This is a genomic window from Sphingomonas segetis, assembly GCF_009720245.1.
Classification (GTDB): domain Bacteria; phylum Pseudomonadota; class Alphaproteobacteria; order Sphingomonadales; family Sphingomonadaceae; genus Sphingomicrobium; species Sphingomicrobium segetis.
In genome coordinates this window covers 1-22,251 of the sequence record NZ_WJSQ01000032.1, presented here as the reverse complement: position 1 = coordinate 22,251, position 22,251 = coordinate 1, and the positions used below count along the sequence as shown (strand labels likewise).

The 22,251-nt window shown below is 64.9% G+C and carries 19 protein-coding genes; 9 read left to right on the top strand and 10 right to left on the bottom strand.

Annotated elements, in window-relative coordinates; genetic code table 11:
* The first annotated feature begins 310 nt into the window (after positions 1 to 310).
* Positions 311 to 967, top strand: coding sequence for an ATP-dependent Clp protease proteolytic subunit (locus GH737_RS05065; RefSeq protein ID WP_155263770.1), 657 nt, complete (start codon positions 311 to 313; stop codon positions 965 to 967).
* A 252-nt stretch (positions 968 to 1,219) separates the two neighbouring features.
* On the opposite strand, the gene GH737_RS05060 is transcribed toward GH737_RS05065, so the two are convergent.
* A complete protein-coding gene (locus tag GH737_RS05060) occupies positions 1,220 to 2,119 on the bottom strand; it encodes a sensor histidine kinase (RefSeq protein WP_230558633.1) in 900 nt (299 codons plus the stop codon).
* A 25-nt stretch (positions 2,120 to 2,144) separates the two neighbouring features.
* Entirely contained in the window at positions 2,145 to 2,498 is a 354-nt protein-coding gene (locus tag GH737_RS05055) for a response regulator (RefSeq protein ID WP_155263769.1), read from the bottom strand.
* 1,011 nt (positions 2,499 to 3,509) lie between these two features.
* Here GH737_RS05055 and recA point away from each other — a divergent pair.
* A complete protein-coding gene (gene recA, locus GH737_RS05050; protein WP_155263768.1) occupies positions 3,510 to 4,610 on the top strand; it encodes a recombinase RecA in 1,101 nt (366 codons plus the stop codon).
* Between the two features lie 91 nt (positions 4,611 to 4,701).
* On the opposite strand, the gene GH737_RS05045 is transcribed toward recA, so the two are convergent.
* Positions 4,702 to 5,973 (bottom strand): multidrug effflux MFS transporter, encoded by a 1,272-nt coding sequence (locus GH737_RS05045; protein ID WP_155263767.1) that lies wholly within the window; start codon positions 5,971 to 5,973, stop codon positions 4,702 to 4,704.
* A 68-nt stretch (positions 5,974 to 6,041) separates the two neighbouring features.
* On the opposite strand from GH737_RS05045, the gene GH737_RS05040 reads away from it, so the two are divergent.
* Genes GH737_RS05040 through kdsA form a run of 6 tightly spaced genes read left to right on the top strand, consistent with a single transcriptional unit; the run spans position 6,042 to position 12,063 of the window.
* Entirely contained in the window at positions 6,042 to 7,301 is a 1,260-nt protein-coding gene (locus tag GH737_RS05040) for a M24 family metallopeptidase (RefSeq protein WP_155263766.1), read from the top strand.
* Between the two features lie 49 nt (positions 7,302 to 7,350).
* Positions 7,351 to 8,658 carry a dicarboxylate/amino acid:cation symporter gene (locus GH737_RS05035; protein WP_230558631.1) on the top strand — a complete coding sequence of 436 codons (1,308 nt, stop codon included), beginning with the start codon at positions 7,351 to 7,353 and terminating at the stop codon, positions 8,656 to 8,658.
* Complete coding sequence (locus tag GH737_RS05030; RefSeq protein WP_155263765.1) at positions 8,658 to 9,608, top strand: KpsF/GutQ family sugar-phosphate isomerase; 951 nt, start codon at positions 8,658 to 8,660, stop codon at positions 9,606 to 9,608. The genes GH737_RS05035 and GH737_RS05030 overlap by 1 nt, the downstream gene beginning before the upstream one ends.
* A complete protein-coding gene (locus tag GH737_RS05025; RefSeq protein WP_155263764.1) occupies positions 9,605 to 10,402 on the top strand; it encodes a 3-deoxy-manno-octulosonate cytidylyltransferase in 798 nt (265 codons plus the stop codon). The genes GH737_RS05030 and GH737_RS05025 overlap by 4 nt, the downstream gene beginning before the upstream one ends.
* A complete protein-coding gene (locus tag GH737_RS05020) occupies positions 10,399 to 11,202 on the top strand; it encodes a TIGR01459 family HAD-type hydrolase (protein ID WP_155263763.1) in 804 nt (267 codons plus the stop codon). Before GH737_RS05025 ends, GH737_RS05020 begins: the two co-directional genes overlap by 4 nt.
* A 9-nt stretch (positions 11,203 to 11,211) precedes the next feature.
* Positions 11,212 to 12,063 (top strand): 3-deoxy-8-phosphooctulonate synthase, encoded by an 852-nt coding sequence (gene kdsA / locus GH737_RS05015; RefSeq protein ID WP_155263762.1) that lies wholly within the window; start codon positions 11,212 to 11,214, stop codon positions 12,061 to 12,063.
* Here kdsA and GH737_RS05010 read toward each other — a convergent pair.
* The 5 genes from GH737_RS05010 to GH737_RS04990 all read right to left on the bottom strand — a co-directional run bounded on the left by GH737_RS05010 (position 12,060) and on the right by GH737_RS04990 (position 19,222).
* Complete coding sequence (locus GH737_RS05010) at positions 12,060 to 13,367, bottom strand: lipopolysaccharide biosynthesis protein (protein ID WP_155263761.1); 1,308 nt, start codon at positions 13,365 to 13,367, stop codon at positions 12,060 to 12,062. The two genes, kdsA and GH737_RS05010, sit on opposite strands and share 4 nt — an antisense overlap.
* A 72-nt stretch (positions 13,368 to 13,439) precedes the next feature.
* On the bottom strand, positions 13,440 to 15,479 hold the full coding sequence (locus GH737_RS05005; RefSeq protein WP_155263760.1) for an elongation factor G: 2,040 nt from the start codon (positions 15,477 to 15,479) through the stop codon (positions 13,440 to 13,442).
* A 235-nt stretch (positions 15,480 to 15,714) separates the two neighbouring features.
* A complete protein-coding gene (locus GH737_RS05000) occupies positions 15,715 to 16,587 on the bottom strand; it encodes a transferrin-binding protein-like solute binding protein (RefSeq protein ID WP_155263759.1) in 873 nt (290 codons plus the stop codon).
* A gap of 39 nt (positions 16,588 to 16,626) precedes the next feature.
* Positions 16,627 to 17,322, bottom strand: a complete 696-nt coding sequence (locus tag GH737_RS04995; protein ID WP_155263758.1) for a cupin domain-containing protein — start codon at positions 17,320 to 17,322, stop codon at positions 16,627 to 16,629.
* 16 nt (positions 17,323 to 17,338) lie between these two features.
* Positions 17,339 to 19,222, bottom strand: a complete 1,884-nt coding sequence (locus tag GH737_RS04990) for a winged helix-turn-helix domain-containing protein (RefSeq protein ID WP_196232988.1) — start codon at positions 19,220 to 19,222, stop codon at positions 17,339 to 17,341.
* 131 nt (positions 19,223 to 19,353) lie between these two features.
* Between GH737_RS04990 and GH737_RS04985 the strand changes: the two genes are divergently transcribed.
* On the top strand, positions 19,354 to 20,406 hold the full coding sequence (locus GH737_RS04985) for a YihY/virulence factor BrkB family protein (RefSeq protein WP_155263756.1): 1,053 nt from the start codon (positions 19,354 to 19,356) through the stop codon (positions 20,404 to 20,406).
* Here the strand turns inward: GH737_RS04985 and rpoH are convergent.
* Positions 20,403 to 21,311: an RNA polymerase sigma factor RpoH gene (gene rpoH / locus GH737_RS04980; RefSeq protein ID WP_155263755.1), complete on the bottom strand. Its 909-nt coding sequence runs from the start codon at positions 21,309 to 21,311 to the stop codon at positions 20,403 to 20,405. The two genes, GH737_RS04985 and rpoH, sit on opposite strands and share 4 nt — an antisense overlap.
* A 38-nt stretch (positions 21,312 to 21,349) precedes the next feature.
* On the bottom strand, positions 21,350 to 22,251 hold a 902-nt coding region (locus GH737_RS04975), incomplete at its 5' end, for an RluA family pseudouridine synthase (protein WP_155263754.1).

Below are 22,251 nucleotides of genomic sequence, written 5' to 3'. Positions count from 1 at the left end.
CGCTGTGGGCCGATTACAAGGACATCGCCCTACCGCACGGACTGCGAGCATGCTGGTCGACGCCGCTCCCACCGCCGCCTCCGCCGCCGCCCGCTCCGGCGCCAGTCGAACGAGGCGAGCGCGGCAACTAGGGTAACAAGACTGACTTGGAGAAAGGCTCCGCCCCCGGGCGGGGCCTTTTTCGCACCGACGTCTCCAGCGTCCGGACTCGCGCTTTCGGCATGCCCCGGCACGCCGCGACCTTCGATGCTTGAACCTTTCCGCGTTCGCGCCGATGTAAGCCCACCACCGCAAAGAGGACCCATCTCCCGTGATCGACCACCAGGACATCGTTTCGCAGCTCGTCCCCATCGTCATCGAGCAATCCAACCGGGGCGAGCGCAGCTTCGACATCTTTTCCCGGCTGCTGCGCGAACGGATCATCTTCATCACGGGGCCGATCGAGGATCATATGGCGAGCCTCGTCACCGCCCAGCTGCTCTTCCTCGAGTCCGAGAACCCGAAGAAGGACATCTTCATGTACATCAATTCGCCGGGCGGCGTGGTGACGGCCGGCCTCGCGATCCACGACACCATGCAGTATATCCGGCCCAAGATCAGCACGGTGTGCATCGGCCAGGCGGCGTCGATGGGCAGCTTCCTGCTCGCGGCCGGCGAGCCCGGGATGCGCGTCGCGCTGACCAACAGCCGGATCATGATCCACCAGCCCTCGGGCGGCGCCCAGGGCATGGCCGCCGACATCGAAATCCAGGCGCGCGAGATCCTGCGCATGCGCCAGCGGCTCAACGAGCTTTACGCGAAGTACACCGGCCAGAATCTCGAGGACATCGAGAAGGCGATGGACCGCGACAAGTTCCTCGAGGCGGACGAGGCCAAGGCCTTCGGGATCATCGACGAAGTGTTCGACACGAGGCCGGAGCAGGGCGAGGATGCGGGGACCGGGCAGGGCGAGGTGACGCCGTCGTAAGTGGCGCCGAGCGCAGCGCCGTCGACGCGAAGCGTCGCCGAAGCAGGGCTAGAGCCGCCACGACGCGCACGGCCTGCGGTCGAGCGGCCTAAGCCGCGCTGATCGACAGGACCGACGTGGTCACGCGATTCACTCGCGTGGCCTAGCGTTCTTTCTCGTCATCCGGCCTTTGGTCCCGCCGAATTTCCACTCGCGTCCCCGGATTTGCGTCAACCACTGTCACGGTCGCGCCGAGTTGCTTCGACAAGGCCTCTACGATGCCGGTGCCAACTTTCCGCGGTTAACGCCTACGGACATTCCCGCTCCGTTATCGGAAACGGACAACAGCCAGGCGCCTTTGTCTTCCGCAAAAGCGACTATGATCTTGCCGCCAGCGACCTGACCGGGGAACGCATGCTTGATCGCATTGATAACAAGTTCCGTGACAATCAGTCCCATGCTCACCGATACGTCGGAGCTGGTGGTCGTATCATCCACGATCGCCTCGAGAGTGAGCCTTTTCGGGTCGTCAATCATCGACGCGGAAATGCTTCGGCACAGGTCAGCGAAATAGGTCCGAAGCCCGACGGATTTCAGCTGGGTTACGGCCAGCTGCTTTTGAAGCATGGCGATCGACATAACGCGGCTGTGGGCGTCCTGAAGATGCAGCCGCGTCTCTTCCGATTGAACACGCCGCGCGCTTTGCATCAATACGCTTGCGATGATTTGGAGGCTGTTGGCGACACGGTGCTGAAGCTCCTGAAGCAGGACATGCTTTTCTCGAATGAGATCGTCTTTCTGCTTTTCCGCCAGACGCGTTGCCGTGACGTCGGTCGCAGCAAGCACGACGCGAACCTCCTCGGTGTCGAAATAATCGAGTTTGTGGGCGCTCAAAATGAGGCGGCAGGTCGCCTTGCCTTCTCGGATAAGGTCCATCTCGTAAGCGTCGATCTCCGCTGCGCCCGCAATGGTCGCCTGGAGCAGCGAGTTGAGCTGCGGAACGTCCCATTCGCCCGAGCCGAGATCGGCCAGCCTGCGGTTGGCGATGGTCAGCGGATCGAGATTAAAGGTGTTACAGAACGAGGTGCTTGCACCGATGACGACGACATCGTCATCCAGCAGGAGCAGCGGCGCCTTCGACGACTTGACGAGTGCCGTGGCGAGGCTGGTCACTGTCTCGTTTGGGAGCGGCATTGGCTCAACCATCTCTGCTGTCCAAAGTAAGCTTGATCGCTTCCACAATATCATCGGTCCCGAATGGCTTCTCAATCAATGGATGCCCTGGCATCCTCATCCTGACGTCCCCGGGACGCCCTGTAATGAAGAGGACGGGTATCGGCCGTTCAGTACAAATCGATTGAACCGCTGTGATTCCGCAGCCCGGTCTTAGTTCGACATCGGCAGTGATCAGATCGGGACATGTACGCGCGGCCGCCGTGAGCGCCTCCTCGGCAGAGACGGCAACATCGAAGGAAGTGAAGCCGCAACCTCGCAACGCGTCCTCTATCGCCATGGCAATCAAGGATTCGTCTTCGATGATGAGTGCATGCATTATGACGCTCCGTGAGCGGGGAGCGTGCCAGGTCTCTCCAGCACCAAGACCCAACTAGGTGACTGGTGATACTGCATTAACGGACTGAACTATCATTCGTTGCAAGTCCCCATTTTTGCAACGGCCGCTTTCCACCCATTCCTGCCGCTAGCGCGCTCATGTGTGCTCTCGGCCCAAAGCTGCCGTCAGCGATCAACCTGGAAATTCCAAGATCTTTCGACCTTGGTTCCACAGCTCTCGCAATACTCCGCTGCGAGGTGGGCCAGCCTTTACGATGGCTGCCAAGTCGCCAGGTGCCCGGAATTCGGACACATCAATATGGTGATCGTCATTATCTAAAACGTATATCCGGTAATGCATTGGCCTACCTCAGACGGTAGTTAGCACCCTATTTAGATTTAAGTAAACAACTGATTTTATTATAAATATCCAGGATGAACTTACCGGTGTTGTCGCCGATTTGTCGTTCGGTAGCGCGGCTGAAATGGCAAAAGCCAACCCGGCTGCTGACAGCGGGGGGCTGTCGCCTGTCCGACATCTGGCGGCATGTCCGTTGATGCCGCGCATTTCCGCTAAGCATGCATTCGAATCCCGAAGGCGGCTGAAGAGACGGCGGAGGGCATTGCGGGTACAAACAAGCATTCCGAGTGCCCGCTTTCCGCCAAACGCTGCCATTAGAGAAAATCCTGTCCTACAGCCCCCGACATGAGATAACTGCCTCGCCTCCTGTTCCCCTGCGGAGGTGCAATGGCTTCTAATCCAGTCGCGAGCCAGGAGGCGACAGAGAGAATCCGACACATCCGACAACCCCCGTTGGCGCCCGGGAGAAGTGTCGGAATCGCAGCCCGTCACTGCGAACATTCGCGAACATTCGCGCGCGGACTGGCCGCCGACGGGCCAACCGGACAGCTCGTTCGTTCCCCTCTTGTTCTAAAGGAACAAATAGGATACGCACACTCCACAGGCGGAAGCTCGGCCGCCGATGATTGGTCTTGAACGGAGGCAGGGGACATGGCAGCGCAGTTGAAAGTCATCGGTAGCGGATTGGACACCTCCAAAGTGAATTCGGGCATGGATCGTCAGAAGGCCCTCGAAGCGGCGCTCGCCCAGATCGACCGCGCGTTCGGCAAGGGCTCGGCGATGAAGCTCGGAAGCCGCGAGAAGATCGAGATCGACACGGTCTCGACCGGCAGCCTCGGGCTCGACATCGCGCTCGGCGTCGGCGGTTTCCCGCGCGGCCGGGTGATCGAGATCTACGGGCCGGAGAGCTCGGGCAAGACGACGCTCGCGCTGCACGCGATCGCCGAAGCGCAGAAGACCGGCGGCACCGCCGCCTTCGTCGACGCCGAGCACGCGCTCGACCCCGGCTATGCCAAGAAGCTCGGGGTCGACATCGACGAGTTGATCGTTTCGCAGCCGGACACCGGCGAGCAGGCGCTCGAGATCGTCGATACTTTGGTGCGCTCGAACGCGGTCGACGTGCTGGTCGTCGATTCGGTCGCGGCGCTGGTGCCGCGCGCCGAGATCGAGGGCGAGATGGGAGACAGCCACGTCGGCCTCCAGGCGCGGCTGATGAGCCAGGCGCTGCGCAAGCTCACCGGCTCGATCAGCCGCTCGCGCTGCACCGTCATCTTCATCAACCAGGTGCGGATGAAGATCGGCGTCATGTACGGCAATCCCGAGACGACGACCGGCGGCAACGCGCTCAAATTCTACGCCTCGGTCCGCCTCGACATCCGCCGCACGGGCCAGATCAAGGACCGCGACGAGATTGTCGGCAATGCGACGCGCGTGAAGGTCGTCAAGAACAAGGTCGCGCCGCCGTTCAAGCAGGTCGAGTTCGACATCATGTACGGCGAGGGCGTGTCCAAGGTCGGCGAGATCCTCGACCTCGGGGTCAAGGCGGGGCTGATCGAGAAGTCGGGCGCGTGGTTCAGCTACGACAGCATCCGCATCGGCCAGGGCCGCGAGAACGCCAAATCCTACCTCAAGGAAAATCCCGACGTCGCGCAGCGGATCGAAAATGCCATCCGCGGCCGCACCGAGGAAGTCGGCGAAGCGCTGATGGTCGGCGGCGGCGGGGACGACGGCGACGACATCGCTGCGGAGTAATTCCAACATTAGAACCCTCTCCCGTTTGCGGGAGAGAGTCGACTCGCGCGCGGCGCGAGCGGGGTAAGGGGTGTGTCAGTCGAGGTTCGCCCTAGGCGACTTCCTCGGGCACGGACGGGAATGGCGCGGCTTGGGTGCTGCCGATGCGGGCGAACAGCCGCTTCGGCTCGGTGAGGACGATGATCAGGAACCCGCCCGCGGCGCAGGCGGCGGTGCCGATCACGAACGGGATCACCGTGCCGTCGAACTGCTGGCCGATGACGAACCCGATTCCCGCGGCGCCGATGGTGCCGACCACACCCTGCACGGACGAGGCGGTGCCGGCGATCGGTGCCATATGCTCCATCGCCAGCGTCCCGAGGTTCGACGAGGTGAAGGCGAAGCTCGCCATGGTCAGCCCCTGGAGGAGGATGAACAGCGGCAGCGTCTCAAGCCCCGCGAGCGCAATCGCCGCGTGCACCGCGGTGATGATCATGAACGCCAGCGCGGCGCTGTGGCCGACCCGGCGCAACCCGAACGTGCCGACCACGCGCGAGTTGAGCCACGAGGCGAGCGCCATCGGCGCGGCGATCGCCGCGAAGACGAGGCCGATCAACTGGCCTTCGCCGAACGCGTCGAACACGATTTGCTGGATCGAGGAAATGTACGCGACCAGCGCCGAGAAGCTGATCGTCATCGCCAGCGTGTAGCCGCGCGACTGGGGCTCGCGGATCGTCTCCACGATCGCGGTTCCGGTCACGCGCCAGTTGAGCGGGCGGCGGAAGTCGGGGTGAAGCGTCTCGGGCAGGCGCAGCCACGGCCAGATCACCATCACCGCCGCGTAGACCGAGAGGACGAGGAAGATCGCCCGCCACGGCGCGAACAGCAGGATCAGCTGGCCGATGTTGGGCGCGAGCACCGGCACCAGCATGAAGGTCATGAAAACGAGGCTCATCACCCGCGCCATCTCCTCGGCTTCGAACAGGTCGCGCACCATCGCCACCACGAGCACCCGAGTCGCCGCTGCCGAAGCCCCCATCAGCACCCGGCCTCCGATCAGCACCGGGAAGGTCGGCGCGAAGGCGCACAGCAGTGCGAAGACGCCGTAGAGCGCGACACCCGCGGCCATGACCGGCTTGCGCCCGAAGCGGTCGGCGAGCGGCCCCCACACGAGCTGGGTCGCCGCGAACCCGACGAAGTAGGCGATCACCACCAGCTGGCGGTCGTTCTCGCGCGCAACGTTGAGCGATTCGCCGATCTGCGGAAGCGCCGGCACCATCGCGTCGATGGCGAAAGCGTTGAGCGCCATCAGCCCCGCGAGCAGCGCCGTCATCTCGCGCGTGCCGGGGCGCTTTGCGCCGTCGCTGAATGCCGAATCGAACATGGGCGTGGCGTGCTGGCCGATTGGCCGAAGCCGTGCAACATTAGGAGCCGCAATGAGGGGGGAGTGAAATGATCGGACGCCGCGGCTTTCTCACGGGAGCGGGGGCGCTCGGCACGGCGATGACGCTGCCCGCCGAGCGCCTGTTCGCCGCTGCAGCGGAGGCGCTGAAGCCGCTTCCGATCCCGCCGCCGATCTCGTCGGCCGAGCGGCTTGAGCGAATCGCCAAAGCTCGGCGGCTGATGCAGCTGAGCGGCATCGGGTCGATCGTCGTCGAATCCGGCCCGAGCCTCGAATATTTCACCGGCGTCCAGTGGTGGCGCTCGGAGCGGCTGACCGCGGTCGTGATCCCCGCTTCAGGCGACCCGATCATCGTCACCCCCTTCTTCGAGAAGCCGTCGGTGGCCGAGAGCCTGTCGATCCCGGCCGAAATCCGCACGTGGAACGAGGACGAGGAGCCGCTCAGGCTCGTCGCGGATTTCCTCAAGGAACGGGGAGTCTCGGCCGCTCCCGTCGGCTTCGAGGAGACCGACCGCTTCTTCATCCTCGATCGCTTGCGCCAGCAGCTACCCGGTCTGCGCGACGTCAGCGCGAACCCCGTCGTTCGCGGCTGCCGAATGATCAAGTCGGCGCACGAGCTCCAGCTAATGCAGTCGGCGAACGATATCATGCTCGCGTCGCTCGGCTATGCGGCGGCGCGCACGACCGAAGGCATGACCCCCACCGACATCGACGCGCTGATCGCCGCTGCGCAGAAGCAGCTCGGCGGCAGTTACGACGGCGGCCTGATCCTGCTCGGCGAAGCCTCGGCCTATCCGCACGGCAGCCACAAGCCGCAGCGGGTGAAGCGCGGCGAGGTCGTGTTGATGGACTGCACCTGCGCGGTTCACGGCTACCAGGCCGACATCACCCGCACCTACGTGTTCGGCGCCGATCCTACCGCGGAGCAGCGCAAGGTCTGGGACCAGGTGCATCGGGGCCAGCAGATCGCGATCCAGGCGGCGAAGGTCGGCGTGCCCGCGGGTGCCGTCGATGACGCGGTGCGCGCCGCCTATGAGAGCTGGGGCTACGGACCGGGCTACAAGCTCCCGGGCCTGTCGCACCGCACCGGCCACGGCATCGGCATGGAAGTGCACGAGCCGATCAATCTCGTGCACGGCGAAACCACGCCGCTTGCGCCGGGCATGTGCTTTTCCGACGAGCCGGGCATCTACATCCCCGGCAAGTTCGGCATCCGGCTCGAGGATTGCTGGCACATGATTGAAACCGGGCCGAAATTCTTCACCGAGCCGGCGCCGGGCATCGACCGGCCGTTCGGCAAGGATTCTTGACAAACCGCGGCCACCCGCGAAGCGGGGCGACTGCAATCAAGGAGCGCGAATGAGCGAGCGCAAGGGCCTCGGCCTTCAGTGGCAAATGCTTGCCGGTTTCCTGATCGGCTTGGTGGCCGGGCTGATTGTCTACACCGGCGCGCGCGGCGCACCATGGGTCGACGCGGTCACGACCTATGTCACCCAGCCGATCGGGCAGATATTCCTCCGGCTGCTGTTTATGCTCGTCATCCCGCTGCTGTTCTCGGCGCTGATCGTCGGCATTTCCGAAATGGGCGAGATCCGCGCGCTGAAGCGCGTGGGGCTGAGGACGCTCGCCTACACGGTCGTCGTTTCCGCGATCGCCGTTGCCGTCAGCCTCGCTTCGGTGAACCTGCTGCAGCCCGGCGCAGGCGTCGATCGCGCGGCGGCCGCGGAGCTGCTGGCGGCGCAGGCAGACCGTGCCGGCGCGATCGTCCGGACCGGCGCCGAGCAGCCCGCGGGAATCGATGCATTCATCAACATCATCCCCAACAATCTGGTCGAGGTGATGGGGTCGAACAGCGCGATCCTGTCGGTGATGTTCTTCGCATTGTTCTTCGGGATCGGGCTGCTTCTCACCGACACGCCCGCGGCGCGGACGCTGCAGCGCGGGTTCGAGGGGCTGTTCGACGTGACGATGCAGCTCATCATGATCGTCATCAAGCTCGCGCCGCTCGCGGTCGCCTGCTTCATGTTCAACCTTGCCGCCTTGTTTGGCTGGGACCTGCTGATCCGTCTCTCGGCCTATGTCGGGGTGGTGCTGCTCGCGCTCGGCATCCAGATGTTCATCGTCTTCCCGATCATCCTTTCGACGCTGGGCCGCAAGAACCCGATCGCCTTCTTCCGCGAGACGCAGGAGGCGAGCGTGATGGCCTTTTCGACGGCCTCGTCGAACGCGACGTTGCCGACCTCCCTCAAGGTCGCGGACGAGGAGCTGAAGCTGCCGCCTCGGGTCGCGCGCTTCGTGCTGACGATTGGCGCGACGGCCAACCAGAACGGGACCGCGATGTTCGAGGGCGTCACGGTCATCTTCCTCGCGCAATTCTTCGGCGTCGACCTCACGATCTGGCAGCAGCTGATGGTGATGCTCGTCTGCATCCTCGGCGGGATCGGCACCGCCGGCGTCCCGGCAGGCTCGCTTCCGGTCGTCGCCTTGATCCTGGCCATGGTCGGCATCCGGCCCGAAGCGATCGCCATCGTGCTCGGAGTCGACCGCTTCCTCGACATGTGCAGGACGACGCTCAACGTCGTCGGCGACCTCGTCGCGGCACAGGTGATCTCGGCTGCCGAGCCCGATTCGGACGTACCAATCCAGGCCGCTCAGCCGGCGGGATGATGCCCCGGCAGCAGATCCTCGATTTCGCGCGCGCGATCCTGCACGATGAGGCGCGCGCGCTCGACGCGCTTGCGGACAGCCTCGATGGACCGTTCGAGGAGGCGGTACGGTTGATCCTTGGCTGCAAGGGCAAGCTGATCGTCAGCGGCCTCGGCAAGTCCGGCCATGTCGCGCGCAAGATCGCGGCGACCTTCGCCTCGACCGGTACCACTGCGACCTTCCTCCACCTCGCCGAAGCGATCCACGGCGACCTCGGCATGGCAAGCGCGGGCGACGTCGCGATCCTGATCTCGCAGAGCGGCGAGACGGCGGAGCTGGAACCCGTCATCGACCACTTCCGGCAGGTTGGGATGCCCATCGTCGGAATCACCGGGAATGCGGGCTCGATGCTCGCCGAGGCAGCATCGGCGGCCCTCGTTCTTCCCCATTGGCCTGAGGTTGGACCGGAAGCCGTCGCGCCGACCACGTCGACGACGATGACGCTGGCGCTAGGCGACGCGCTGGCGATGACCGTGATGCGGCAGAAGGGCTTCACGCGAAGCGACTTCGGACGGCTGCATCCTGGCGGCATGCTGGGCGCCCGGCTGAAGCCGGTCAGCCGTCTGATGCATTCCGGTGACGCAGTGCCGCTGACTCGCGAGAACAGCCCGATGCACGACACCATCGTCGAAATGTCGGCCAAGCGGCTCGGCATCGTCGGCGTGGTGGATCGCGCGGGCCAGCTCGTTGGGGCGATTACCGACGGCGACCTCAGGCGCCATATCGAACAGGGCCTCGACCACAGCGCCGCGGAATTCATGACCTGCAATCCCAAGACGATCGCTCCGGACGCGCTGATCGACGATGCGCTGACATTATTCGAGGAGCACAGGATCACCGCGCTGTTCGTCGTCGACGACGGAAAGCCGGTGGGCGTGCTTCACATCCACGACTGCCCGCCAGTCCGATGAATGCCGTGATCCTGATCCCGGCGCGTTACCAGTCGTCGCGCTATCCCGGAAAGCCGCTGGTCGAACTGAAGGGCGCGACCGGCACCGCCAAGCCGCTGATCCAGCGCAGCGTCGAAGCGGCGCGGCGAGTGCGCGGGGTATCCGGCGTGTTCGTCGTCACCGACGACGAGGGCATCGCCCACGCCTGCGCGCCGGCCAAGGTCGGCGTGATCATGACCTCGCCCGAGTGCCGCAACGGCACCGAACGCTGCGCCGAGGCGCTTGCACAGCTCCATGACCCGGACCTGGTGATCAACTTCCAGGGCGACGCGCTATTGACGCCGCCGGGCTTCGTCGAGGCGTTGATTGCGCGGATGGAGGACGACCGCGACGCGCTGGTTGCGACCCCAGCGATGCGCATGAGGAGCGACGATGTGCGCGTGCTGCAGGCCGAAGAAGCGGCTGGCAGGGTTGGCGGCACGACGGTCGTGACCAATGTGCTCGGCCACGCGCTCTATTTTTCGAAACGCATCATCCCGCATCTGCCGGGCGGCGCGCTGAGCCGCGAGATGGCGCCGGTACGCCTCCACGTCGGGGTGTACGCGTACCGACCCGATGCGCTCCAGCGCTATGCCGCGACTCCGGTTAGCGAGCTCGAGGCCCTCGAGGGCCTGGAGCAGTTGCGCTTCCTTGTCGCGGGAATTTCCGTCGCGGTCGTCGATGTCGAGACGCCGCCTTATGCGCTTCGCGAGCTTAACAATCCCGAGGATGTTGCGCCGATCGAGCAGGCGCTCGCGGAAGCGGGGCTCGAATGAGCTTCTGGGAAACGCTCGACCCAAAATACCGGCTGATTCTGTGCGATTTATGGGGCGTCGTTCACGACGGCGTCGCCCTCTATCCGGGCGCGGCGGAGCGGCTGCGCCAATGGCGTGAGGACGGCCGCTGCATCGTCCTGCTCACCAATGCGCCGCGTACGGAAGTAGCCGTCGAGCAACAGCTCGGCCGCATCGGGCTGCCGCGCGACTGCTGGGATGCGATCGCCACCAGCGGCGAAGCGGGGATCGCGGCGATCAATGCGCTTGGCAGGGCGGTCGGGTTCATCGGCACGGCGGGAGACCGTGAAGTGCTGGAGAGCCGCGAGATTCGAATCGCCGACGGTGACGATTTCACCGATCTCGCCTGCACCGGCATGCGCGAATTCGAGCCCGACCCGGAGCAATACCGCGCCGAACTCGGGCGGCTCACGGAGCGCGACGTCCACATGCACTGCCTCAACCCCGACCGGCTGGTGGTCCGCGGAGGCGTGCCGGAGGCCTGTGCCGGCGCGCTTGCCGACATCTACCAGATGCTTGGCGGGCGCGTGACCTGGTACGGCAAGCCTTTTGCGGCAATTTACGAGCACGCGCTGCACCGCGCCGGCAATCCTCCCAGGGACGAAGTGCTCGCCGTCGGCGACGGGCTCCAGACGGACGTCCTCGGTGCTGCGTGGATGGGGTTCGACACGGTGTTTGTCACAGGCGGGATCCACGGCGGCGAGGCGTTCCCGGAGGATTTCGCCGCGCGAAATGGTCTCGGCGAATGGGAGCCTGTGGCGGTTGTCGAGGGGCTCGCCTAGATTGCGCGCATGAACCTGCTTGGACGCTCCGTGGGGCTCGACCAGCCTCTGTTCCTCATCGCCGGGCCATGCGTTGTCGAAAGCGAGGAGCTGCAGCTGCGCACCGCCGAGCGGCTGAAGGCGATCGCCGACAAACTCGGCATCTTCTTCATCTTCAAGTCGAGCTTCGACAAGGCCAACCGCTCGTCGGACAAAAGCTATCGCGGGCCCGGCATGGACGAGGGGCTGCGCGTCCTCGAGAAGGTGAAGAACGCGCTCGGCGTGCCGGTGCTGACCGACGTCCACGACATTCCGCAGATCGCCCCGGTGGCCGAGGTCGTCGATGTGCTCCAGACCCCGGCGTTCCTCGCCCGGCAAACCGATTTCATCCATGCGGTCGCGGCGTCGGGCAAAGCGGTGAACATCAAGAAGGCCCAGTTCATGGCGCCGCACGACATGAAGAACGTCGTCGACAAGGCGCGCGGCGCCGCGCAGGCCGCGGGCGTCAACGAGGACACGATCATGGTCTGCGAGCGCGGCGCGTCGTTCGGCTACAACAATCTGGTCAGCGACATGCGCAGCCTCGCGATCATGCGCGAGACCGGCTGTCCGGTGGTGTTCGACGCCACGCATAGCGTCCAGCTCCCGGGCGGGCAGGGGACCAGCTCGGGCGGACAGCGCGAGTTCGTGCCCGTGCTCGCTCGCGCGGCCGTCGCGACCGGCGTCGCCGGGCTGTTCATGGAGACTCATCCCGATCCTGCGAACGCAAAATCGGACGGACCCAACGCCTGGCCGCTCGACCGAATGGAAAGCCTGCTCACCACCCTCGTCGAGCTCGACCGATTGGTAAAGGAGCGCGGCTTCGAGGAGGCGAGCCTCTAGGCGGGTTTTGGCGGCCGCACGCGGCGGTACTCGCGCTGAAGCTGGATCAGCATCACCAGCACCGTCGCGACATTGCCGAGGACCAGCGCGACCGCGGCTCCGACCACGCCCCATCTCCACGACAAGGGCGCGATGCCGATGAAGAAGACGGCGCTTCCGAAGAGCCGCGCCCTGACCGGCCCCTCGGGCCTGTCCAGCGCATAGAGCATCGGCGGAAGCGGGAAGCTGAAGACGCTGATGAACGGGATCACCATCAAGACCAGGAGCGCGTCATAGGCGCCGAGGAATTCCTTGCCGAACAGGAAGGAAACGATCGGCTTGCCCGCGACGACGAGGACGAGGATGGCGATGAGCGCAACCGCGCTTGCAAGGGCGGTGCCGCGCAGCATCAGCTTCCATGGCTTGCTTGAGCTGAAATCCATCCTGACCACTTCGGGATAGAAGGCCTTGGCAAGCAGGTCCGCCGGCTTGCTCGCGCTGTCGGACAAAGCCGAAGCGACACGGAACAAGGCGGCGCCGGCAGGCCCGAGGAGGCCGCCCACGATGAGCCGCGCGATCGGTCCCCACACCGCCTGGACGCTGGCATTGAGGTTGACGTGGATCGCGAACCGCCACGCCCCCGGGAGGCTCTCCGGCCGAAGGGTTGGGCGGATGCCATCGAGCAGCGACCGCCGCTTGAGCTCGCGCCACGCGAGGAACCACAGGAACAGGTCTCCGCCGAGGTCGGTGACGAACCAGGCCGCGACATAGGCGCCGAACGGCGCGTCGGCGAAATAGGCGGCGCCGACGAGGATCACGCGGCTGATCGGCGCCGCCGTGCCCTGCCAGCTGATGAGGTCGAACCGGTCGAGCGTCCGCAGCACGCCGGTAGGCGTGGCCGCGCCCATCGTCGGGAGCAACGTGCAATAGAGCAGAGCCAGCCACAGCTGGTCCGGCTGAATTCCGACCCAGGCGGCGACAAAGGGCAGGATCGCCACCGCGACGAGCATGCCGCCGACGCCGCTCACCGCGTCGAGCGCGAAGGCGAAGCCGGTCGATGTCTTGAAATCCTCGTGCTCGCCGTCGAGCGCGCGGCGGCCATAGCGCACGATCAGCTGCCACGACTGGAACTTGCTGAGCCCGCTCGCCGCCTTGGCGTAGCTGGTGATGAGGATGAGGGCGCCGAACAGCAGCACGCCGAGCCCGTGCGCGGCAAGCGACACGGTCGCCAGCGACGCGACCGCCGCGACGATGCGGGACGCCGCGAGATAGCCGCTGTTCTTGAGCAGCGAACGAAAATGCTGGTCCTTGAACCAGTGCCTCATGGTCGGCGATTAACACGGATGCGCGAAGCGCCAAGAGATTCCTCCCCATCGTCACATGGGGAGGAGTTATGGCTAGGCCGGTTCCGGGACCTTCTGCTGGATGACCTTATCCGCGAGCGGTCCATTGAGCTCGGCGAGATGGTCGAACTCGGCTTCGTAGGTCGCCAGGCCCTGGCTCTGTGATCGGAGCTCGGCCTCGAGTCCGGACAGTTCCGCCTCGGGAAGCAGCGCATCGATGCGGTCCCATCCGGCCCAGCCGTCGCGCGGCGCGAGGCCGAGCATCTGGCCCCGCCGGCCGGCGATCGCCGAGGTGATCCGGCTCGTTGCGCTCGACGGGCAGACGACGGTCAGCTTGTGCATCGGCTCGAGCAGGTGCGGCTGGGCGCTGGCAAGCGCTTCTTGCATCGCGATTCGGCCGGCCAACCGGAACGCGAGCTCGGAGCTGTCCACGCTGTGGTAGCTGCCGTCGACGAGGGTCACCGCGCAATCGACCACCTGGAAGCCGAGCGGCCCCTTGCCGAGGGCTTCCCGGACGCCGTCTTCGACGGCGGGAATCCATTGCTTTGGAACCGAGCCGCCGTGGATCCTTTCCTCGAAGACGAAGCCGGAGCCTCGAGGGAGCGGTTTGACCTCGATGATCACGTCGCCGAACTGCCCGTGACCGCCGGACTGCTTCTTGTGGCGGCCCTTCTGCGTCACCTGCTTCCGGATCGATTCGCGGTAGCCGATGGCGGGGGCGTGGCTCGTCACTTCGACTCCGAAGCGCCGTTTGAGCCGGGCGAGGACGGCGTTGAGATGCTCGTCGTTGACGCCGCGAAGCCGCATTTCGTGATTGGCCTCGTCGTGTTCGACGATGAGCGCCGCATCTTCCTCGGCCAGCCGTTGAAGGGCGCCCGATAGCTTGACGTCGTCCTTGCGGTCGGCGGGCTCGATCGCGATCGCGCAGTTGCGCGCGGGATAGCTGATATCGATCGGTGGCGGGACCTTGCCCGCTCCGAGCCACTCGCCCGCTTTGACATTGTCGATCTTGGCGACCGCGACGACATCGCCGTCACGCGCGTCGCCGACCTTCTGGGTCTTCTCGCCCTGGACCTTGAACAGCGAGCCAACGCGTGCGTGGTCGCCGTCGCCGGTCTTCACGTCCGACCCCTCGGCAATCCTGCCACCGAGAACGCGCGCCATGGCAAGCCGGCCGATCGAGCCGTGCACGATCTTGAACACGTACATGGCGGGATCGGTCACATCGAGGCGCCTCGCCGCGGCCGCGGGCGGGGGCGCCTCGTGGCGCACCGCCTTGAGCAGCCGGCGCACGCCCCACGAGCTGATGGCCGAACCGAACAGCACCGACACGCCGAGGCTTTCGCCGGTTTCGCGGGCGAGATCCTGCAACACTTTCTCGCGCGTCGGGGCCTCGTCCATCAGCAGCTGCTCGAGAAGCTCGTCGTCGTGGTCGGCCAGCCGTTCGAGCATCTGGGTGCGCGCCTCATGCTCGCGGTCGTGCAGCTCGGAGGGGATGTCGATTCGCTCGGACGGCTGGCCCGGGCGGTATTTGAACGCATATTCGAGCGCGAGATCGACGAAGCCGCTGACCTTCTCGCCCTCCCGGATCGGAATCTGCCGCGCGATCAGCGGCGATACGCTCATCGGCTGAAGCGCGGAGAGGAGATCGCGGATGCGGCCGTGGGCCTGGTCGATACGGTTGACGAAGATCAAATGAGGGATTCCCAGCTCGTCGAGCGCGCGCAGCGCCGGCGCGGCGAGCGGGGCGCGCGCGGGGTCGGGGTCGACGACGACGATCGCGATATCGGCGATCGCGAGTGCCTTTGCGCCGTCGGCGGCGAAGCCGACCGATCCGGGACAGTCGAGCAAGGCGAACCTGTCGCCAAGATAGTCGAAATTGTAGAGGTTCAATTCGGTCGAGCCGCCGCGCTGGCGTGCTTCCTGGCTCGAATCGCCAACGCTGTAGCCGTTGGCCGTCGACCCGAGCCGGTCGGTAGCACCGGCTGCGAACAGCATCGCTTCGGCAAGGCTGGTCTTTCCCGCGCCGGCGGGCCCCACCAGCGCGATCACTCGAGTGCCTTTCGCGGATTCTCCAGCCTTGCTGTCGACCATGTGCGACTCTCCCTTCGTCCGTTTGCCGGGCGCCGCGAGTCGCTGAAGGCGCTCGGGGCGCTCTTCGTGGAAACCTTCACCGTCCGCCTGTTTTCGGCCGTTGGCAAGAGGGGTCGTTACGCACCCGGCGCAAGTCACGGCAGGCCGGCTCGCCGGACATGCGTTCGACCGAGATGAGCAAGGACCCGCGGGGACATCAGGCGAGCTCGCCTACGCTTACTACGAACCTCCCTGGTCACGGCCCCTTCGCGACGAAGGCGCCCGCGGCTTGATAGGTTCGGCTGTCGATCGGCGACTTGTAGGGAAGCGCGAAGTTACCGATGGCCTCCTCGGCCTTCGGCCCGGTGAACATGCCGCTGAAACTGTTCATGCCGGCGACATCGGTATCGAACTCGCCCGAGAACGTCGTGCTCCCCGCCGAAAAGACCGTGTTGCGGAAGTCGATCGTGCCCAGGGAATGGGGCGCGAAGCCCTCGTGCAGGATCGGGCTGATGCTTCCCGTAAGGGCGCCGCTTCCGAAATTGAAGTTCATGGCGATGGACCCGCTGATGAACATCGAGTCGAATGAATTGTCTTCCGGCGTGAATCCCATGACCTGCCCGGAGTAGCTCGCGGTTCCGGCCGTCGGAACGCTGCCCGGCGCTGTCGCGATTCCGATCGCTTCGTATCCGACGATCGAGTCGTTCCCGTTCCATTCGAACAGGCGCGAATATTGGTAACCTTCCGACCGTAGCCACAGGTGGGTGTCGCCGCCTCCGAAGTTGATCGGGCTACCGTCTCCAGTCGGAATATAGGAAATCGCTGCCCAGGCCTGGCTGTCGGGAAGCTGGATCTCATACATGTTGGTCGACGCGACATAGCGCACCTGGAGCTGCTCGCTTGCGCCGAGTTGCGGCCTTTGGTCGCCCTCGATGGCGTGGCTTGCCCCCATGACCGCAAACTGCTGGTTCGTCGTTGCCGCGGGAACGAGCGCCGGCGTCTGCGGTGATGGAGGAGGAGGCGGAGGCGGAGGCGGTGTCGAGACTATGCCGGTGCCGCCGCCGCCTCCGCAGCCTGCCAATGCGAACGCTGCCGCCAGCAGGACCGAAGTGAAAATCGAAGTGCGCATCGATACCTCCTCGCTGCTTCTTCACGGAGGGAGACGCTGTTATTTGTGCGAAGTCGGTTTCTTCCACCGGCTTTCGATCGAGCTCGCGCAGAACGGCGGATCGTTCTCGACGCGGAACACGGGCGGGCTGGCCGCCGGCGCCACATAGGTCGCATAGACCACGGCCACGCCGGCGCTCCTGGCCTCGTGGACACGCTGCTCTCCTTCGATGAACACGGACCCGTGCTCCGAACCCGGCCCGTACTCGTGCACGCTGCAATCGGTGTGCATCAGCCGGATCGTGCCTTCCTTAACCGTCACGATGACTATCCCGGGATGGTGATGCCAGCCGGAATAGCTGCCGGCGCTGAAGGTCAATTTCTGGACGAGTGTCGAGGCGTCGGACTTGGTCTGAAATTTGACCTGGCCGCTATTCTGTTGGTTGTCGCCCTTCAGAGTCCCGGTCGCGATGTTCTCGATCACTATGCCGCTCGGCGGCGAAGCGATTGCCGACGTTGCGGCGACGCCCGCCGCTGCGACCGCTGCGATGACGCATTTCAATTGTTTCGAACTATTCATGACCTTGCCCCCGTTGGTGGCGCTGCTTGCACTGCGCTCAAAGAGTGCCCGGCAGCGAAATCGAACGGGAGGACTCAGGCCTGATGCGCGCCCGATATTTCGCCGACGCAGACCCGATTTTTGTGCCTGGCCGATTGGATCATCAAAGTTGGAACGGCACGGCGCATCATCGGGCACGCGATTACGTGTTTCTTCAGGATGCGAGTCGGGCCGCTTCTTGCCTGCAATCGTAGGGCAGGCCCGGGTCCAGGCAGAAGTCCGGCCACCTGCCGCTCTTCTGCCAATAATCGATCAGGCCGATGCGCTTGGCGACCTGCATGAACCGGAGATCCCGACGGACATCAGCCAAAGCCGGACGAAACAGGACATAGCTAGATTCCGCCATGACGCTGGGCGAAGCTTGCTGCACCCATTCGAATGCCTCTTCGGTCTTATGAAATTTGCCAAGCGCCTGTACCGCAGCTGCCCAATATGGCGGGTACGACTTGCGCAACTCCATTGATCTCAACAGACGATCGACGTTGGCAGGCGAAGGCTCCAGCCGGGCTTGCAAATATGCGTCGGCCCATTGGCCCGGGTGGCCGGCACGGATCAGGGTTCGCGCGACTCTCGGGTCTCCATATCGCAGATAGAACCCGAATTGAGCGTCGCGGAGCGCGCCCGTTCCCGGCCAGAGACGTTCGGCACGCGCAAGCTCCTCTTTCGCGAGGTCGGTTGCACCGCTGCACGCGAGCATGAAGATCAGATTACTCGACATGGCGGGCGATAATGGGTCGAGTGCTACCGCTCGCCGCGCCGCTGCAACCGCTGCCTGCATGCGCCCGACGTCTGACAAGGCACCTGACTCACTCACCCAGACCTGTGGATTATCGGGCGCCTCGGTCTTGAGCTCCCTCAGCAGGTTCAGTCTCTCGGCGTAGCTGCGGGACGGAAGCAACTCGAGCTGAGCGAGTTTGGTTTCGGTGAGGTCGGGTGCGAATTTCCGTGCCGTCTCGATATCGCGGCGAAGCGCTTCGCGGGCGTCGGCGGGGTCGCCGCTCCCGCTGGCAGACTGCAGCACGTTGGTATCCAGTATCAGCAGCCGCGCCCAGGCCGGCGCGAAGCTCGGCCGCTGGGTCACGATTGCTCGCATCGTCCGCGCGATCGTTTGCGGGTCCTCAGCGCTCGTCTCTGCCGAGGCTGCGCAGCCGTTCAGAAAGAGTCTGAGCAGATCGGGCGGGAGCCCGACCTCCGCTCTCGCCTCCAGCGCGCAGCCAAGCACACGTGCGGCTGTCAGCGACAGGTGCTGGCGCAGATCGCTTTCCCGGCCTGCGGGGAAGCTGAATTCACGCGACCACAAAAGGCTGTTGCTCGTCCCGTCGAGCAGCGCCAGGCTCGTCCCGGCCGCCGGATTTCTCGCGGTCGTGCGAAACACGAGACTCGGAGTAGATTTAGCAGACCCGGCATCGACGAGCTGCCATCGACCGGAGCCGACCTGTGGAAGAGTACCGAGTTTGACGAGCAGGTCTCGCGCGAGCGCTTGGGACGGCGACGATGAATCCGTCGCTTCGACGGCAACGATCGGCAAAGCTTCCGGCCTGGCATACTTCCACCCCGCCAGTCCGATCGCGAAAACCAGGCCCGTGATCACCGCGACCGCTGCAATTTTGCGCTTGCCCGCTCTGCGGACACCAGAAGAAAGGGCATTTTGCTGGGCTGGCGAGCGATCGATCACGCCCACGAGCTCCCGGACGGGCGGACCCTCGCTGGTGAGCCGATAGCCGATCTTGGTAATCGTTTCGATTTCGAGTGAGCCGGCCCCAATTCCGTCGGCGATTTTCCGTAATTGGGAGATCACGCGATGGATCGCGTCCTCCCCGACGAAGCGGCCATCCCAGCAGAGAATGATCAACTCGTCGCGCGTGACGATTCTGCCCTCGGCCTTGCTGAGAGCAACCAACACCTGCATTATGCGATGTTCGATGACCTTGCGCTCGCCATCGTCGCGGACCAGCTGGCGGCGCGACGGCGAGACTGTCAACCGGCCGATGACAAAGTCCGGCTCGTGTGCAAGCTCCACTCTATCCGAGGCCGCCATTCGCCCCCCTGGCATCGGCACCAGCCGAATCTATCCTGTTCTCATTCAAGCGCAACCATGTACGGCGAGCATGCGCTCAGGCATAAGGCTGCGCACGGAACGCTGTGCTCCGGCGAAGCTTTCTTGCCACCATGGCACCAGCAAAGCGCGCCATCCCGGATCCGAAAGGGCATCAGGCGAGCTCGCCGGCACAGATTCCCGCGCCCGGGTGGAAGGACATTGCCAAGCGCACCTGGAAGCGAACGTGGGACGACAATGTCGGCCTGGTCGCCGCCGGGGTGGCCTTCTACGGGTTCTTCGCGCTTCTCTCGCTGCTCGGCATCGTCGTGCTGGTCTACGGATTCGCCGCCGATCCGCGGCTTGTGATCCGTGACGTGCACGGCTTGACCGCGATCCTGCCGACGGATGTCGCGAGCCTGATCGGCAGCCAGCTGATGACCGCGGTCGAAACTTCGGAAGGGAAGAAGGGAGCCGCGCTGCTGCTGGCGCTGGCTATCGGGCTCTATGGCGGCACGAACGGGGCTGCGGCGACGATCACCTCGCTCAACATCGCCTATGAGGAGAAGGAGAAGCGCAGCCTGTTCGTCTTCTATCTGACGGCGCTTGGAATGACGGTTTCGGCGATTGTGCTTGCGCTCCTGATGCTGCTCGCAACCACCGCTGCCTCGGCTCTCGGCAAGCTCGTGCCTCACGCTTCGGATGCGACGGTCATCGCCGGCAAGGTGCTGACTGACATGGCGCTGGTGCTGGTGGCCGCCGCGGTCGCCGCGACGCTCTATCGCTTCGGCCCGTCGCGCGAGGATGCGAAGTGGAAGTGGATCACGCCCGGATCGGCGTTCACCGCCATTAGCTGGCTCATCCTGACCTTGTTGTTCGGCGTCTACGTCTCGAACCTGACCAATTACAACGCCACCTACGGCTCGCTCGGCGCAGTCGTGGCGCTGCTCACCTGGCTCTATCTGTCGGCCTACGCCTTCGTGTTCGGCGCCGAGATCAACAGCGAGATCGAGCACCAGACGGCGAAGGATTCGACGACTGGCTCACCGGAGCCGATGGGCGACCGCGGCGCCTGGGCCGCCGACAATGTCGCGACCGACGACAAGGTCCAGGATCGGCCGGAGGAGAAGAGGGAAGGCGAGAGGCTGACGAAAGCGCAGCCGAAAGTGGCAGACGAGAAAGGCTAGGCCGCCGGCAGAAGCCGCCGCTCGCCCGCCAGCCGCAGCAGCGCGGCCTGGAGCTTCTCGAAGGCGCGCACCTCGATCTGGCGGATGCGTTCGCGGCTGACGCCGTAGACCTGGCTCAGCTCCTCGAGCGTCTTGGGCTCATCGGCGAGGCGGCGCTCCATCAGGATGTGCTTCTCGCGGTCGTTGAGCGATTCCAGCGCCGTCATCAGCAGGTCATGGCGGACGCGGGTCTCCTCGTCCTCGGCGATCCGCTCGTCCTGGAGTGGGCCGCTGTCGACCAGGAAGTCCTGCCACTGGCTTTCGCCGCCCTCGTCGCCCTTCAACGTGACGTTGAGCGAGGTGTCGCCGCCCATGGCCATGCGGCGGTTCATCGACACGACCTCTTCCTCGCTGACGCCGAGGTCGGTTGCGATCTTGGTCACGTCGGCGGGCTTGAGGTCGCCTTCCTCGAAGGCGTCGATCTGGTTCTTCATGCGGCGGAGGTTGAAGAACAACTTCTTCTGCGCCGCGGTGGTGCCCATCTTCACCAGGCTCCAGGAGCGCAGGATGAATTCCTGGATCGAGGCCCTGATCCACCACATCGCGTAAGTTGCCAGGCGGAAGCCGCGGTCGGGCTCGAACTTCTTTACGCCCTGCATCAGGCCGATATTGCCCTCGCTGATCAGTTCGCTGACCGGCAGGCCGTAGCCGCGATAACCCATCGCGATCTTTGCCACGAGCCGCAGGTGAGAATTGACGAGCTTCGCCGCAGCCTCGGTGTCGCCATGCTCGCGCCAGCGCTTGGCGAGCATATATTCTTCCTCCGGCGAGAGGATCGGGAATTTCTTGATTTCCGCGAGATAGCGGTTGAGTCCGGCCTCCCCACCGGACGAGGGGAGCGAGACGATCCCTTTTTGCGTAGCCATCTTAGTCGTCTTTCTCCCTTTGCTGGGCCTTCGCCGCCCTAGCCGGTTAACCCTATTACACCAAGCGCCCGCTTCAGTTCCTGCATGTCCGGCGGTACGGGACTTGAGAACGACAACCTGTGCTTCGTCACCGGGTGCGTGAACCCGAGCTCCGCTGCGTGCAGCGCCTGGCGCTGAAACCCGAGTTCCTTCAGCAATTTGCCGTGCGTCTTTCCGGCGCGGCCATAGACCGGATCGCCGACCAGCGGGTGCCCGATCGAGGCCATGTGCACCCGCACCTGATGGGTGCGGCCGGTTTCCAGCCGGCATTCGACGAGCGCCGCGTCGCTGAGCAGCTCGAGCCGCTTCCAATGGGTGACTGCGCGCTTGCCGCGCTGACCCTCGACGATCGCGATCTTCTTGCGGTTCACTGCCGAGCGAGCAAGCGGCGCGTCGACGGTGCCTGAACCGGTTTTCGGAACGCCGCTGACGATCGCGAGATAGCGGCGGTCGATCGAATGGGCGGCGAATTGCTTCGCCAGTCCTTCGTGAGCGACGTCGGTCTTGGCAACCACAAGCAGGCCCGAGGTGTCCTTGTCGATCCGGTGGACGATGCCCGGCCGCGCGACTCCGCCGATGCCCGACAACTGGCCCGCGCAATGGTGCAGCAGCGCGTTGACGAGCGTGCCATCGAAATTGCCGGCGGCGGGGTGGACGACCAGTCCGGCGGACTTGTCGACAACCAGCAAATGTTCGTCCTCGAAGACGATCGTCAGCGGAATGTCCTGCGGTTCGTTGTGCGCGGGGGTGGGTTCCGGGACCGCGACCCGCAGCGCTTCGTCGCCTTTGACCTTCAGCGCCGGGTCGCGCACCGCGGTGCCCTGCGCCTCTACGGCGCCGCTGCGGATCAGCGCCTTCAACCGCTCGCGCGACAGCGTCGGCACGGCATCGGCGAGCGCGC

Bases quoted from the DNA above. Each gene is read 5' to 3' on its own strand.
- GH737_RS05055 (WP_155263769.1), bottom strand. From the start codon at position 2,498: ATGCATGCACTCATCATCGAAGACGAATCCTTGATTGCCATGGCGATA.
- recA (WP_155263768.1), top strand. From the start codon at position 3,510: ATGGCAGCGCAGTTGAAAGTCATCGGTAGCGGATTGGACACCTCCAAA.
- GH737_RS05045 (WP_155263767.1), bottom strand. From the start codon at position 5,973: ATGTTCGATTCGGCATTCAGCGACGGCGCAAAGCGCCCCGGCACGCGC.
- GH737_RS05040 (WP_155263766.1), top strand. From the start codon at position 6,042: ATGATCGGACGCCGCGGCTTTCTCACGGGAGCGGGGGCGCTCGGCACG.
- GH737_RS05035 (WP_230558631.1), top strand. From the start codon at position 7,351: ATGAGCGAGCGCAAGGGCCTCGGCCTTCAGTGGCAAATGCTTGCCGGT.
- GH737_RS05030 (WP_155263765.1), top strand. From the start codon at position 8,658: ATGCCCCGGCAGCAGATCCTCGATTTCGCGCGCGCGATCCTGCACGAT.
- GH737_RS05025 (WP_155263764.1), top strand. From the start codon at position 9,605: ATGAATGCCGTGATCCTGATCCCGGCGCGTTACCAGTCGTCGCGCTAT.
- GH737_RS05020 (WP_155263763.1), top strand. From the start codon at position 10,399: ATGAGCTTCTGGGAAACGCTCGACCCAAAATACCGGCTGATTCTGTGC.
- kdsA (WP_155263762.1), top strand. From the start codon at position 11,212: ATGAACCTGCTTGGACGCTCCGTGGGGCTCGACCAGCCTCTGTTCCTC.
- GH737_RS05010 (WP_155263761.1), bottom strand. From the start codon at position 13,367: ATGAGGCACTGGTTCAAGGACCAGCATTTTCGTTCGCTGCTCAAGAAC.
- GH737_RS05005 (WP_155263760.1), bottom strand. From the start codon at position 15,479: ATGGTCGACAGCAAGGCTGGAGAATCCGCGAAAGGCACTCGAGTGATC.
- GH737_RS05000 (WP_155263759.1), bottom strand. From the start codon at position 16,587: ATGCGCACTTCGATTTTCACTTCGGTCCTGCTGGCGGCAGCGTTCGCA.
- GH737_RS04990 (WP_196232988.1), bottom strand. From the start codon at position 19,222: ATGGCGGCCTCGGATAGAGTGGAGCTTGCACACGAGCCGGACTTTGTC.
- GH737_RS04985 (WP_155263756.1), top strand. From the start codon at position 19,354: ATGGCACCAGCAAAGCGCGCCATCCCGGATCCGAAAGGGCATCAGGCG.
- rpoH (WP_155263755.1), bottom strand. From the start codon at position 21,311: ATGGCTACGCAAAAAGGGATCGTCTCGCTCCCCTCGTCCGGTGGGGAG.